Origin of the sequence: Idiomarina sp. (assembly GCF_019431395.1) — a bacterium.
In the GTDB taxonomy this organism is placed as follows: Bacteria; Pseudomonadota; Gammaproteobacteria; order Enterobacterales; family Alteromonadaceae; genus Idiomarina.
In genome coordinates this window covers 747,929-762,112 of sequence record NZ_CP080268.1, presented here as the reverse complement: position 1 = coordinate 762,112, position 14,184 = coordinate 747,929, and the positions used below count along the sequence as shown (strand labels likewise).

Here is a 14,184-nt window from a genome sequence, read left to right as displayed (position 1 = left end):
TCACGTAGCTACTGGTATGCGCGGAGGGTTTCGGCTAGTTCACCGGCGATGTCTTGGCGCAGCGCGGCGGGTTCTAGGATTTCGATTTGGGCGCCCATGGATTTAATCCACCAGCGTAGCTGCCAGGAGTCGTTAACCGTAGCGGTTAAGATATTACCCTGCTCACTGGCTGCAATCGCCTGGTCCTCACTCAGTGGCGTTTCGCTGATATGCATCGTCAGGTTATCGTTAATACGTGCTTTTAGTGCCAACTTTACGCCATCGGAAAACTGCAGATTACCGTCTGACAAATAGTCTTTTAAGGTAAAGCCATCAGGAACGTTTATGTGTTTATCATCGCGAGGACTCGCCGCTTGCATCCGATGCAAAGCAAACAAGCGGGCGTCATCATAGGGGTCGACTGTCGCCACTAAATAGGTGCTGACGCCTCGTTGTACTAGCCCCAATGGGTGCAGCGTATAATTTTTTGCTGCTTTACCCGCAGGTTCATAACTAACGTCTAAGCATTGGTTATGCAACAGCGCTAACTGGGTAGTATTCAACACGTTGTCATCGATATGAGGCGCCTGCTGTTGCAATGTCGCCGGCACATACGCCACTTTGTTTTGCCAGTCACCAAAAGCCTGGCTTTGTTGCAATTTGGCTAGTTTGTCTTTGGCCTGGTTTAAACGCGGTGCTATGGACTGTAAAACAGTCCCCGGTAGCAGCGGTTTTAACACTTTTTCGACCATGGTCAAAGACAACGCCTCGGCAGCTGAAATCGCCGGCATGTCCGCCCCTGCTCCGGCCATCCAGTGCCAGCCATAGGGTTTACCTTTGTCGTTGCAGACCAGGGCAAATGACTGAGACAACTGTTCCAAATCGCGCTCTACTTGCCGCTTGGACACGTTAAAGCCTTCGTCATTAAGCAGCTGACAAATATCGCGCGCGGTCATCCCCGGCGCTCGGGTTGGTAGTAATTTGAGCATTTCCCACTGGCGTACCAGTGTTTGACGTGATCCTGTCGTCGACATTGCAATTCCCTTTGTCAGTAAGCCGCCGCTATTAAACTACTATATCTCGTGAGTTAATCAATACGGCATGTTGTAAGTGAACTCACTGTACATACGTGTATTTTTGCTATAGTTATCACCAGAACAAAAAAAAGGTATCAAAACGATGTTAAAACGCCTGTCATTATGCAGTTTTATTCTGTTAGCATTTTCGGCCCAAACACAGGATTTTGCCAATAGTTACTCCGGCGACTTAGTGGTAAATGAAAGCACATCCTTACCATTGCAACTTAATCTGGATGAACAAGCCGCAACACTGGATAGCCCTGCGCAAGGCGCATTTGGTATTCCGGTAGAAGAAGTTGACATAACTAACACCCAACTGACTTTTAGCTCGTCGGTTATCCAGGCATCATTCGATGGTAAACGTCAGGAAAACGGCTGTTACCAAGGCCAGTTCAAACAAGGAATGAGTTTAGCGCTGACCCTGTGCCCGGTTGATGAGTCGCAACAAAAAACACCAACGCAAGAACTTGCTGAATTGCCGGTCGAAGTTGCTGTTGTTGAGTTTACTGATGGGCAATGGAATGTTGAGCGTTTGACCTTTAACGTTGACGACAACAAGCAATATGAAATTGGTTCAGTGACGAAAACCATGGTCGCTTGGTTGTTAGCCAAAGCACTGCAGGATGGCGTCGTGTCTGAGCAAACGCCATTAAAAAAATACTGGCCAGATGCTAATCCGCACGTTGGTGACATAAAGTTGGTGGACCTTGCGACGCATCACTCGGGTCTGCCGCGGCTCCCCAAAAACTTAGCCCCGCAAAACATGGACGACCCTTATGTAGATTATGGGATAGCTGAGTTAACAGAAGCGGTTAAGAGCAGTTCTGTTTCGCTGCCAGCGCAATACGAATATTCCAATTTTGGCTACGGCCTGTTAGCAGAAACGTTGGCCAAAGCCTATGACGAGCCTTTCGACAGCCTGATTCAGGAAAAACTCTTTAATCCGCTGGGTATGTCAGAGACTTACATTGCGCTGGAGCCCATTGACAATCCGCAACTGATTGCCGGCTCCCGCATCGATGGCGAGCAGGTTCCGCACTGGCATTTTGACGCCCTAGCCGGAGCCGGCGCGGTTATTTCGACCGTTGACGATATGGCCAATTATTTAAAGGCTCTAATGCAGCCTGATAATGACCACCTGCCTTTGGTAAACACATTATTTGAAGATCGCAAATCGTTGGGCAAAAATTCAGCTCAAGCGCTCGCCTGGATAAAGGAACAACGTGGTGATAAAACGCTGATATGGCATAACGGTCAAACCGCTGGCTTTGCCAGCTTTATTGGGTTTTCTGCAGACGGAAAGCGCGGCATTGTCATACTCAGTAGCCGCGCCCGCAGTGTAACCGAAATTGGTAAAAAGCTCTTAACGAATAACCCTTAGAAATTCCACATGGTCCACACACCAAACTCGTTGGAGTCCCGATCGACTGTCGCTGACGTTTGCTCTTTATGTTTGGCAACAAAGGCGACAGTCAAATAGGACGTTGCCTTCCAGTCCCAGCCGGCTTGAATGTAGTCTTTTTCTAAGCTGGGATTAAGTCGGCGACTGGGGTTGCTGGTGTCGTAACGTAAGAACACCGAGTACTTGGGTGCGTAGCGATAACTGACCCAACTGCCCCAGCCACTTTTAGCATCTTCGATGGGAGTAGCGACTTGATTCCAGTTATTGCTATGCACGTACTCAACACCAAAACGCCACTGTTTCGACTGATAATTAACAGAGGCATTAAAGCGCTCAGCGGTATTTAGCTTATTCGCTTCGTCTTTATCCTGTGCACGTGAGCCCGTGTAAATACCCACCGCAACGTCCCAGTTAGCCGTTGCGTGCCATGCTGCGTAGGCTTCTACGTCAGCCGAGTCACCAACTGTAGGCTTTTTAAAACCCCCGCCGGTTACGACTGATGCACCATAGCTGAACTGCTCACCTTTTTGATAAAAGTGCACACCCAAATCTGTTGGGCCGGCGAAACCTTCCATTGGGTTAATGCTGGGATCCACGTAGCGGTAGCCGACTTTGCGCGCCACATAGTCAATCCAGGGTAGCGGAGCGACACCCAGCCAGAGCTTTTTATCGTCGCCGATTTTACGCTCGACATAGGCATGACGAAACCATACGTCCGTAGGATCCGCCTGCCGGCGCCATTGCACATCCGTTGTTATGACTGCGCTCCAGGTTTCGTTAAATTGATGATTCAAATCAAGATAGAAGCGTTTTAGGTCAAATTCCCAACCTTCAATCGGCACGCTGACGTCACTTTGCTGGATATTGCTGAAGTTAGCAAAGATCTGGCTGGACAGCTCAGTTTGCTGTTCAGCCGCTGCGTTTGCGCTGATGCCTAGCGCCAACAAGGTGATTGCTAACTTTGACAAACGTAGGTTCATACGCTAATCCCTTTAATTAAAGTCCTTACAGTTTGTAGAATTATAATATATATTCTGCTAATATACTAACCATCATATGCATATGCTCATATCACATAAGGAAGTCGTTATGAAAAACTTCATTCGTCGGCGTAGTTTAATCCTCGGCAGTGCGTTTTTGATATCACTGTCAGCCAGCGCCGCTGATGGCAATATAGACAATGGTCAACAACTGTCAATGCAAGGTGATGGTAGCGGTGCCCCTTGTATGGCTTGTCATGGCCCTAATGGTGAAGGCAATGCGGCAGGCAATTTCCCCTACATTGCGGGGTTAGACGAAGGCTATTTATTGCGTCAGATGCTGGCCTATCAAACAGGCGCCCGGACTAACGCCGTTATGAGCATGAATGTCGATAACTTTGACGAGCAACAACTGGCTGATATTGCCGCTTATTACGCGAGCTTACCCGCGCCGACCGCAACCGCAGAAATCAGCGATAAAAAACAAGCGGAACTGGGCGAGATGTTAGTCAATAACGGCAATTGGGATGAATACATTCCGGCCTGCAGTACATGTCATGGCCCCGGTAATCGTGGTGTTGACGAAAATTTCCCTGCCCTTGCCGGACAACATGCGGGTTACATTAAGCAGCAGCTTAAAGCGTGGCAAAACGGTACCCGTAAAACCGACGAAGTGCAGTTAATGGAAGCTGTCGCTAAACGCTTAAGTGACGAACAAATTGATGCGGTTGCAGCCTACCTCGCATCGCTACCTGCCGCGAAATAAGGAGTCAGAACATGGATAAATCATTAAAAGTTGCCTTATCGTTACTCGGCGCTTCTGTTGCCGGATTAGCTGTTGCGGCGGTTCAAGATCCCGGTGAAGTAAAATTACCTGAATATAAAGAAGGCGCTTATGTTCACGATGCCCCGACGCTAACTGACATTAAGACGGATCCTGATTTACACCCGGAGCTGCGCCAAGTGATCCTCAAAGGTCGTGACATGTTCATGAACACCCAGAAATATCGCGGCGAATATGTCTTTAACGACATGAGTTGTAAGTCGTGTCATATGGGTGAAGGGCGTATGCCATGGGCTGCACCGGTGTGGCCTGCAGCGACGACCCTACCAGACTTTCGTGGTAAAAATCAGCATGTTAACTCACTGGAAGAGCGCATTGCCGGCTGTTTTGCATATTCTATGAACGGTACACCGCCGGCCTATGGTAGCGATGACATGTTGGCGTTAGTGGCTTATCACACTTATATGGCCAAGGGCGCTAAGGTGTACGATAAAAATATTGCTGCACGAGGCTTTAACCACTTAGGTAAGCAGGTGCCTGAGGACATCAGTTATGACGCTGGGCAACAGGTTTATACGGACAACTGTGCGGTATGCCACGGTGATAATGGCGAAGGAAAACGTGTTGATGGTGAGGTTGTTTTCCCCGCGTTGTGGGGCGATAACTCCTACAACTGGGGCGCTGGAATTACCCGTATCTTTACGGCGGCATCTTTTATTCAAAACAATATGCCGTTAGGCCAACCCGGACGCTTATCGGATAAAGAGGCTTGGGACGTCGCTTATTTTATTAATGCGCACGAACGCCCTCAAGATCCGCGTTACACTGGCGATATAGAAGAGACACGCAAAAAGCATAATAACTTTTATCAGTGGTCGTTATACGGACAGGAAATTAACGGCAAAGTGCTGGGTGATCATAACAACACCGGCGAAAAACCGTTTCTTAAACCGGATAACTTAAAACCACGGACATTTGACTAAATCGCGTTTAGCGCGAGTTTAGCCCCTAAACAAGGAGGTATTGAGTGTTCTTATCATCCGTTAAAGGCCGTATGCTCAGCGCTATCGTAGTGACGGTGGTGCTGATTATTCTAGCCTTGGGTTTTACCCTAAATGGTGTGCGTAGCGTTAACCAGGATTTTGAGCAGTACTTACAGGTTAACCAGGCGCGCATGGATGCACTCAATACCATGTATGGCGAGGGGTTACTGGGTGGCGTTGCCTCACGTAACAAAATCTTTAACCCCGAGCTGGAATTACCTGCCAAAGTGGTCGAAAGGACCAATAAATTATTTACCGAATCGCTAAGCTTTATTCGCTCGACCGATGACCAAGTGCATTTGAATAACGACCAGGCCTTGACCATGATCGAGCGCAACTGGGGTATTGTTATCGATGCCCGGCGCCGAGTATTACAACTGGCCGAGGCTGGCGAACAACAAGCTGCCGGCCGTTTATTAGCTACCGAAGAGAACCCCGCCTGGCGCGAAATTCGCATTGCCGTTGATGAAATAATGCAAAAAGAGCAGGCATTAACAGAGCAAGTGCAGGAGCAGGCGCAAACACAGGTTAACACCACCTATGCCACTGGCTTGATTATTGGGTTATTGGCTATCTTGGCTATCGTAGCGGTCAATTACTTTATTATCGGTTCGGTGTTGCGACGCATTCAGGCCACTCGCGAGCACCTGCAGGAGCTGTCTGCCGGCGAAGGCGATTTAACCAAACGCCTGGAAGCGGATGGCAACGACGAAATCAGTGACATGGCGGTGAGTGTTAATCGTTTTATCGAGAAAGTGCATGCTATTGTCAGCGAAGTTCGTGACTCAACTTTGCAAGTCGCCTCCGCTGCTGAAGAAGTCGCTGCGGTGTCGCACGAATCATCACGCGCTATTCACACGCAACGCAGCGAAACCGAGCAAGTCGCCACAGCCATGAACGAAATGACGGCAACGGTGCAGAACGTTGCTGAAAGTGCACTGGATGCTTCCTCTGCCGCGAACGAAGCGGATGAAGAGGCTAAACGTGGCGAGCGGATCGTTGAAGAAACTCAAACCACGATTAAATCCTTGGCCGAACGGGTCGAAAATGCCGTATCGTCGATGGAGGATGTTAATTCCAACAGCGAGCGCATTAGCGGTATTTTAGAGGTGATTAACGGCATTGCCGAGCAGACCAACTTGTTGGCGCTTAACGCAGCTATAGAGGCGGCCAGAGCCGGCGAACAAGGTCGTGGTTTTTCTGTTGTCGCCGACGAAGTACGCAACCTGGCCCATCGCACTCAAACCGCGACCCAGGAAGTGTCTGACATGATTGAGTCATTGCGCAGCGCAACCGGCCGCGCTACCAATATTATGACCGAAAGTCATGCGCAGACCGACGAAACGGTTAGTGCCGCACGCCAGGCACAAGAAGCATTACAGGTCATTGCCACCGCGGTTTCGCGCATTAACGACATGAATACCAGCATTGCTAATGCCGCCGAAGAGCAGTCGGTGGTGGCTGACGAAATTAACCAAAATGTTAACCGTATCAACGATGCCAGCGAACAAATTACCGCGGGCTCAGAGCAGACCGATACGGCAACCGCTGAATTAGCCCGACTGGCTGAACAGCTGCAATCTCAGGTTAATCAGTTTAAGTTGTAAGTTAGGGCTCAACGCTCCCGTCAAGGCTGTGTAAAAACGCTTGCAGTTGAGTGAGCTCTTCTCGGCTTAGGTTAAGTTCGTTAATTAATGGCGATAGTTTGGCGTAAGGTATGCCACTATCGTCATTAGGATCCGGCGCATTTTGCCACCAACCATCGTTATACAGGTTTAACAGCGCCTCCAGACTGCGGGCAAAGCCGTTGTGTAAATACGGTGCCGTCGCGCTTACCCCGCGCAACCCGGGGGTACGAAAAGCGCCGACGTGCTCAGGCTTGGCGGTTACCGCATAACGCCCTTTAAAGTTGCCCTGGTGATGAAAGCTAGAACCTAAATGATGAAAGTCATTATCGGTGAGTAGCGCGCCATGGTGGCAATTCATACACTGCCCTTTAGTGCGGAATACATGCAAACCTTTAATTTCTGGTGCGGTTAAGGCTGTGCGATCGCCCCGCATAAACTGATCAAAACGCGTGTCGGTTAGCGTGATGGTGCGCATATAGTTTGCTATCGCGGTCGCTATTCGGCCGGCATTGATTTGCGTGTCGCCAAAAGCCGCCTCAAACTGAGCGCTATAGTTACTGTTATTTTGTATGCGTTCGACCGCCGCAGGTATGTTGGCCGCCATTTCGATGGGGCTTTGCCAGGTTTGTATCACCTGCGCTTCGAGCGATTTTGCCCGACCATCCCAGAATATCTCTGATAAAAACGCCACATTAATGATGCTGGGGGTGTTGAGATCGTGTTGTTGCTGTTGATGCCCGATGGCCTTGCGCTTGCCATCGGCCCAGCCCTGCTCGGGATCATGGCAGCTGGCACAGGAAATTTGCTGCGACTTAGACAGCAGCGGCTCAAAAAACAACGCTTTACCGAGCTCACGCTGAGCTCGGTTTACGACTTTTTTGCGTGGGCTTCCTGTTGTCGTGGTAAGGCTGCCAACGGCGTCGCCGTTACATTATTGTCAACCATTGCCGCAGGCCACTGTGATTGAGGTCCCCGATAGATTTGTACCAACGGGTCCTGTTCCGACTCCCAGCGCTGTTGCGGGTACGACGGTAACGGCAAAGGCTGTTCGGGGTTTGCGATGCCCTGCTCGATGGCGGTGACGATATCGCTATGCACTTGATTGCGGAATGTTGCGACTGCCATCCATTTATCGACAAACGACTGCGGTGGCTGTTTGGCGCCTGAGTCTTTATAAGCTTTTAAATGCGGAGCAACCCAGTCGTAACCGGCTTTTACGCGCTGCGCCTGCCGTTGGCTAAAGTCGTTAAGTTGTTGTTGCTGTGCCTGGCTTAACTGGCTTTTATCAACAGCCTGGTAGGACTGCTCGATAAAATACTGGGTGAATTCCTCTGTAGAATGCTTTGACGCATTGGTCCAGTGTTGCCAATCGCCAAAATTATCGATGGCGCCGGTTTCCGCATCGATAATCATTACCGTGGGTGTGCCGTAATACATAGGTTCATCATAAGCTTTTACGATATCGTAGCCGCGTTCAAAGTAGCCGACGTCAACCGGCTGCACTTGATAGTTTTGCTGTAGTTTTTGACTAAATTCCGATTGGTTAAACTGTTGCAGCAATGCGGTGCTGTCACCACACCAATTAGCCCCTAACACCAGCATCAGGTCTTTACCTTCTGCCGCAGCTTGCTGCTGCCATTGTTTTAGCTGCTGCGAATTCGGATTCTGACCATCAAACTGCCACTCTTGTGCTAGTGCTGATGTACATACTAATGCGACTACGACCAATAAATACTTCATGCTTGCGCCTTACCACCTAATACTTTGTGTAAAAATATACCGTACTTTACGAACGATTTATATCATGATTATTAAAGCGTTTTTCTCTGTGGCCTCTGTGCTCTCTGTGTTTCAGTGTTTTTGTTTTTTTGTCAGCGGTTTTTGCATAGCGCGACCAGCCAGTCACCGAGGGCTTGCAGGCCGGGTGATTTGGGCGTTGATGCGGGGTACACAAAATAAAAGCTGTCGTCGGTGCGAATGCCGTGAAACGGTAATTCGAACAGGCTCTCGGCACGCTCTTGCTCGGTCGTCATAAACTCGTTAAGTAAGGCAATGCCCTGGCCGTATTTGGCGGCTTCGGCAGCCAGTAACAAATGACTAAAATGATGCACTTTCGCGTCAGTTGGCAGCACAATACCGGCTTTTTCGAACCAACGCTGCCAGTCTGTTCCCGGCTGACCGCTGGCAAACGCAGAAATCGCCGATAACAACGGAAACCGCCTCAGATCGGCCACGTCTGATAACCGACTGGCTTCATTCCAAAGGGCTTTTGAGCAATAAGGTTTTAGCGTTTCGTCATATAAATGATAACGCACAAAACCCGCGCCGGGCGGCATCGTGGTTATAAAGCAGTCGGCCCACTGACTATCAAAGTGGCCGTCTTTCGTCAGCATTTGCAGTGTCAGTTCAACATTGGGATAACGCTCACGAAAGTCATCCAGTGCCGGGATTAACCATTTTACCGCCAATGACCCGTGTACAGCCAAACGCACCTGGCGTGAATCATCCTGCTGGAAGTTGCGGGTGGCGTGTTCGATGCTGTTTATGGCACTGGCCACCTCGTTAAAATAACTCTCACCGACCGCTGACAACAAGGTTTGTCGGCCGCGACGTACAAACAGATCCGCACCTAGCAGCTCCTCTAGTAAGCGTACCTGGTGACTTACCGCACTTTGTGAAACAAACAGCCGTTCTGCCGCTTTCGAAAAACTTTCGCAACGGGCGACTTCGACAAAGTAATGAATGGCTCTAAACGGCAAACTCATCTATCTAATTACCTCATGTTTAAATGACTTTATATCATTTTATTTAATAACTAGCCTGACCTAAAATAGCCGTCAATTCAAGGGTGACTATCAGGGAGGTATCTATGGATCGTTCATTGGTTTGGGCTATTTTGTTGTTAGTGTTAGGCAATAACGTGGTGATCCTGTCGGACTCGTTGATTAAGTTACTGGATGGTTTTGAGGCGCCGTTTCAGTTTGTTTTGTATCGTCAGCTAAGCGCAACCTTGATGTTGCTGCCGGTTATCCTGCTACTTAAGCGACCACTGTTACCGAAAAATTTGCGCTGGCATGCGACTCGCGCGCATATTTTCCTACTGGGCACGGTGTTTATGGTGATTTCGCTAACCACCCTGCCGCTTGCTACGGCTAACGCCATATTTTATGCCGCGCCGGTGATTACCGTCGTGCTGGCTCGGTTGTTGTTTAAAGAGCGCGTGACGATTTTGTCATTGTCTACAGCTGCCCTGGGCATGGTGGGTGTGTTGGTTATCGTCAATCCGACCTCGGCCAATATCTTTGCGCTGGCGGCGCTGGTGGCAGCAACCACGCTGGCGTTGAATAATTTGCTGATTAAAAAGTTGCCATCGGAGCATGGCATTATTGATACGCTCTATTTAACCAACTTGTTGGGGATACCGACGGCAGCTGCGTTTGCATTGTTCGAGGGCGCTGCATTTAACCTGGATACGCTTTTGATTGCGGTTGGATCGAGTTTATTTGCGATGGTGTATGCGGGCACTTGTGTGTATGCGTATCGGGCGGCTGAGAGTAATAAAGTGACCAGTGCGGAATATACGGGGTTAATTGGCGCCGTGCTACTCGGAATGTTGTTTTTTGCCGAACAGCCCGACGCGCGTTTTTACATTGGTAGTGTGCTGATTATCGTGCCGTTGACTTTGCTGACGCTTAAGTCGCGAGCCTGACGTGCGCCAAAGGCGCACGCTACGGGGTGTTTCGCGATTACAGGGCCACGCCGATCTGTAGTTCGCGTCCTGATGCGACAAATGTTTTCCGTGCGTCAGGACGCACGCTACAGAAAGCCCTGACGCACGTGGTCTTAGATGATCCAACTACCGCCTACGCAGGCTACGTTAGTCAGTGCCAGGTAGTCTTTGTAGTTTGATTCGTTGATGCCGCCGGTGGGGCAAAAGGTGATATCGGCGAGCGGTGCGCTAATGGCTTTTAACAGTTTAACGCCGCCGACTGCTTCGGCCGGGAACAGTTTGAATTCAGTATAACCATACTGCATGCCATTCATGGCCTCAGAAACCGTCGCAACCCCCGGAATCAATGGGATATCCGCTTTGGCACCGGCTTTTAATAAATCGTCGGTAGCGCCCGGGCTAATCGCAAATTGTGCGCCGGCAGCGATGACTGATTGCAGCTGTTCGTCGTTAAGCACAGTGCCGGCACCTACCAGTGCGTGTGGCAATTCACGACGCATTTCTTCAATCGCATGAATCGCCGCTGTGGTTCTTAGCGTAACTTCAAGCACTTCGTAGCCTTGCTTATAAAGCTTGCGGCCCATTTCTACCGCGCTCTCAACGTCGTTGACGGTCATCACCGGGATCACCGTCGCACGTTCAAATATATCTTTTGCTGTCATTATTAATTCCTAAGCGGTTTGCTTGCGCTTCGCACGATGCTGCAAGCGCTGTTTTAAATATTGTGCGACCCCGCGCATACCCGCGTGTTCGGCGGTTATGACGTAACAGGGGATAGACTCTGCTAAATTACAGAAGCGCCCTTTTTGCTCGAAGCGCGCACGAAATTCTGAGTTCGCCATCATTGGCAGTAGTTTAGGCACCACGCCACCGCCAATATAAACGCCACCACGGGTATTCAGCGTTAACGCCAAGTTACCGGCAAAACTACCTAAGCTGGCAAAGAATTGTTCTACTGCTTCTACCGCAATCGCGTCACAGCCGCTTAGAGCACGAGCGCCAATGGTCTTAGCACGCAACGGCGGTACCGGGCGATCATGATAGGCCGCGATGGCCTGGTACAAATTTTCTAAACCTGGTCCTGACAGAACGCGTTCTGCCGATACACGACCTTCAAAACGATGTGAGAGAAACTCATAAATCGCCCGCTCTTTCTCGTTCAGCGGAGCCCAGTCTGCATGTCCACCCTCACCGGGCAGCGGCATTACGTCACCATTGGGCAAGGTGATCAGATGGCCCACGCCTAATCCGGTACCGGCACCCAGTACGGCTTTGGGCGCATCATCATGTTTGTGACCGCCGCCGATTTTCTTCTGCTCTTTTTTATCCAATGTAACCAAACTCATCGCCGCAGCAGCGAAATCGTTTAACACGATAAAGCTCTTAAGCCCCAGCGCGCGCTTAGTTCCCTGCACAGAGAACTGCCAGTGATGGTTGGTCATTTGAATAGAGTCAGACTCAGCCGGACAGGCAATAGCGATGGCGACGTGTTCTAACGGCACATCCTGCTGCTCGCGATACGCAATCATAGCGTCGGTCAGATTCAGGTAGTCCGCACAAGGGAATACCTGAATACGGTCTAACTCGAAAGTTTCTAAATTAATGCGGCCAAATCGGGCGTTTGTGCCACCGATGTCCGCGACTACCGCGAAACCATCGATAATTGGCGTATGTTCGCTACTCACCATGCTCTTTGTCGTCCTTAAATAACACACTAGCGCCCTGCTCGGCACCACTAAAACTGGCGCGTAGATTACCAAATAATTCACGTCCCATGCCAAAGTGGCTGTCAGTTAAATCAATTTTTTCTGGTTCGCGCTGTTCAAGCTCGTTGCTATCGACTAACAATTCCAGCTCGCCGGTTAAAAAGTCGAGCTTAACCATATCGCCGTCTTTAACCTTGGCAATCAAGCCGCCATCGACCGCTTCCGGCGTTACGTGGATAGCTGCAGGCACTTTACCTGAAGCACCCGACATGCGACCGTCAGTCACCAACGCCACCTTATAACCACGCTTCTGCAATACGCCCAGTGGCGGTGTCAATTTATGCAACTCCGGCATACCTATAGCCTTGGGGCCCTGATATTTGACCACAACCACACAATCTTTATTTAAGTCGCCAGCGTTAAATGCCGCGTCCAGATCGTTTTGGTCGGTAAATACAACCGCGGGTGCCGTTATAGGCTCGGCTTGTTCAGGCAATGACGAGGTTTTGATAACAGCACGCCCCAGGTTGCCGCTTAATACTTTTAAACCACCATGGTCGCTAAACGGATTACTGACTGGGCGCAGCACGTCCTCGTCCAGTGATTCTTTATTGATCTCAACCCAATTTAACTTACCGTCCTCGCCCAGTTCCGGCTTCTTGGTGTAGAGATCCAGTCCATGACCAACGACCGTTTCCACGTCGTTATGCAACAGACCCGCATCGCGTAGTTCGCGCGTCAGGAATGCCATGCCACCGGCACGCTGGAAGTAGTTGATGTCAGCCTGACCATTGGGGTAAACACGCGTCAGCATCGGCGTGACATCTGACAAGGCTTCAAAGTCACTCCAATTGATATCGTATCCCGCCGCCTTAGCAATGGCGACTAAGTGCATCGTGTGGTTAGTCGAACCACCCGTCGCTAACAAACCGACAATACCGTTTACCAGTGTTTTAGCGGTTACAATTTCGCTGATCGGACGGTAATCACTGCCCAAGTCGGTAATACGAGTCACGTGCTGAGCGGCTGCACGGGTCAGTGCTTCGCGCAAGTCGTTACCCGGATTAACGAACGAAGCTCCAGGCAAATGCAGGCCCATCAACTCAACCACTAACTGATTGGAGTTAGCCGTGCCATAAAACGTGCAGGTACCAGCCGTGTGATACGAGGCCGACTCGGCATCGAGTAGTTCCGCTTTACCAACTTTACCCTCGGCATACAATTCACGAATACGGGCTTTTTCGCTATTGGGAATACCCGATGGCATAGGCCCCGCCGGTACGAAGATAAACGGCAAATGACCAAAGCTCAGTGCGGAAATAAGCAATCCCGGTACGATTTTATCGCATATGCCCAACATTAAGCCGCCATCAAACATGTTGTGCGACAAGCTCACCGCACTGGCCATGGCGATCACATCACGGCTGAGTAGGCTCAGATCCATGCCCGGCTGGCCCTGCGTTACGCCGTCGCACATAGCCGGCACGCCGCCCGCTACCTGTGCAACACTGCCTACTTCACGTATCGCCTGTTTAATTTTATCAGGATAATCGTGGTACGGCTGGTGCGCCGACAACATATCGTTATATGCCGTGACGATACCAATGTTGGCTTTGGTCAGACTGCGCAGCTCTTGTTTGTCGTCTTTACCACAGGCGGCAAAGCCATGGGCTAAGTTACCGCAAGACAATGCGCCGCGATGCGGCCCTTGTTTGCGGGCTTTTGCCATGCGTGCCAGGTAATCTTTGCGACTGGCCGCGCTGCGTTTTTCGATACGCTCGGTAACGGCGGCTACTGTTGGATTCATAATTGCTCCTGATCTTTTTTGGTCGCTTGCGTGCGAGTAGCTTGCG

Annotated in this window: 13 protein-coding genes and 1 pseudogene; 5 read left to right on the top strand and 9 right to left on the bottom strand. The window is 50.2% G+C overall.

Annotation, left to right across the window (positions count from 1 at the left end):
• Positions 1-8: 8 nt before the first annotated feature.
• Positions 9-1,013, bottom strand: a complete 1,005-nt coding sequence (locus tag KZ771_RS03725; RefSeq protein WP_290654386.1) for a WYL domain-containing protein — start codon at positions 1,011-1,013, stop codon at positions 9-11.
• 145 nt (positions 1,014-1,158) lie between these two features.
• Between KZ771_RS03725 and KZ771_RS03720 the strand changes: the two genes are divergently transcribed.
• Positions 1,159-2,439 carry a serine hydrolase domain-containing protein gene (locus KZ771_RS03720; protein ID WP_290654385.1) on the top strand — a complete coding sequence of 427 codons (1,281 nt, stop codon included), beginning with the start codon at positions 1,159-1,161 and terminating at the stop codon, positions 2,437-2,439.
• On the opposite strand, the gene KZ771_RS03715 is transcribed toward KZ771_RS03720, so the two are convergent.
• Entirely contained in the window at positions 2,436-3,440 is a 1,005-nt protein-coding gene (locus tag KZ771_RS03715; protein ID WP_290654384.1) for a hypothetical protein, read from the bottom strand. The genes KZ771_RS03720 and KZ771_RS03715 overlap by 4 nt on opposite strands.
• A gap of 109 nt (positions 3,441-3,549) precedes the next feature.
• Here KZ771_RS03715 and KZ771_RS03710 point away from each other — a divergent pair, with 109 nt between their 5' ends.
• From KZ771_RS03710 to KZ771_RS03700, 3 genes are read left to right on the top strand one after another with little or no spacing between them, the layout of a single operon-like run.
• Positions 3,550-4,206: a c-type cytochrome gene (locus tag KZ771_RS03710; protein ID WP_290654383.1), complete on the top strand. Its 657-nt coding sequence runs from the start codon at positions 3,550-3,552 to the stop codon at positions 4,204-4,206.
• Positions 4,207-4,217: 11 nt separating this feature from the next.
• Positions 4,218-5,207 (top strand): c-type cytochrome, encoded by a 990-nt coding sequence (locus tag KZ771_RS03705; protein WP_290654382.1) that lies wholly within the window; start codon positions 4,218-4,220, stop codon positions 5,205-5,207.
• A 44-nt stretch (positions 5,208-5,251) separates the two neighbouring features.
• Positions 5,252-6,874, top strand: coding sequence for a methyl-accepting chemotaxis protein (locus KZ771_RS03700; protein WP_290654381.1), 1,623 nt, complete (start codon positions 5,252-5,254; stop codon positions 6,872-6,874).
• A gap of 1 nt (position 6,875) precedes the next feature.
• On the opposite strand, the gene KZ771_RS14310 is transcribed toward KZ771_RS03700, so the two are convergent.
• The 4 genes and pseudogenes from KZ771_RS14310 to KZ771_RS03685 all read right to left on the bottom strand — a co-directional run bounded on the left by KZ771_RS14310 (position 6,876) and on the right by KZ771_RS03685 (position 9,660).
• Entirely contained in the window at positions 6,876-7,253 is a 378-nt protein-coding gene (locus tag KZ771_RS14310; RefSeq protein ID WP_365996722.1) for a hypothetical protein, read from the bottom strand.
• A gap of 72 nt (positions 7,254-7,325) precedes the next feature.
• Positions 7,326-7,745: pseudogene (locus KZ771_RS14305) on the bottom strand (cytochrome-c peroxidase); the annotation flags it as partial.
• 17 nt (positions 7,746-7,762) lie between these two features.
• Positions 7,763-8,635, bottom strand: a complete 873-nt coding sequence (locus KZ771_RS03690; RefSeq protein ID WP_290654380.1) for a thioredoxin family protein — start codon at positions 8,633-8,635, stop codon at positions 7,763-7,765.
• Between the two features lie 131 nt (positions 8,636-8,766).
• On the bottom strand, positions 8,767-9,660 hold the full coding sequence (locus KZ771_RS03685; RefSeq protein WP_133540452.1) for a LysR substrate-binding domain-containing protein: 894 nt from the start codon (positions 9,658-9,660) through the stop codon (positions 8,767-8,769).
• Between the two features lie 104 nt (positions 9,661-9,764).
• Here KZ771_RS03685 and KZ771_RS03680 point away from each other — a divergent pair, with 104 nt between their 5' ends.
• Positions 9,765-10,604 (top strand): DMT family transporter, encoded by an 840-nt coding sequence (locus KZ771_RS03680; protein WP_290654379.1) that lies wholly within the window; start codon positions 9,765-9,767, stop codon positions 10,602-10,604.
• 134 nt (positions 10,605-10,738) lie between these two features.
• On the opposite strand, the gene eda is transcribed toward KZ771_RS03680, so the two are convergent.
• The 3 genes from eda to edd are packed head-to-tail and all read right to left on the bottom strand — an operon-like array spanning position 10,739 to position 14,138.
• Positions 10,739-11,287 carry a bifunctional 4-hydroxy-2-oxoglutarate aldolase/2-dehydro-3-deoxy-phosphogluconate aldolase gene (gene eda / locus KZ771_RS03675; RefSeq protein WP_290654378.1) on the bottom strand — a complete coding sequence of 183 codons (549 nt, stop codon included), beginning with the start codon at positions 11,285-11,287 and terminating at the stop codon, positions 10,739-10,741.
• Between the two features lie 9 nt (positions 11,288-11,296).
• On the bottom strand, positions 11,297-12,313 hold the full coding sequence (gene glk / locus KZ771_RS03670) for a glucokinase (RefSeq protein ID WP_290654377.1): 1,017 nt from the start codon (positions 12,311-12,313) through the stop codon (positions 11,297-11,299).
• Complete coding sequence (edd, locus tag KZ771_RS03665) at positions 12,303-14,138, bottom strand: phosphogluconate dehydratase (protein WP_053952283.1); 1,836 nt, start codon at positions 14,136-14,138, stop codon at positions 12,303-12,305. The genes glk and edd overlap by 11 nt, the downstream gene beginning before the upstream one ends.
• Positions 14,139-14,184 lie beyond the last annotated feature (46 nt).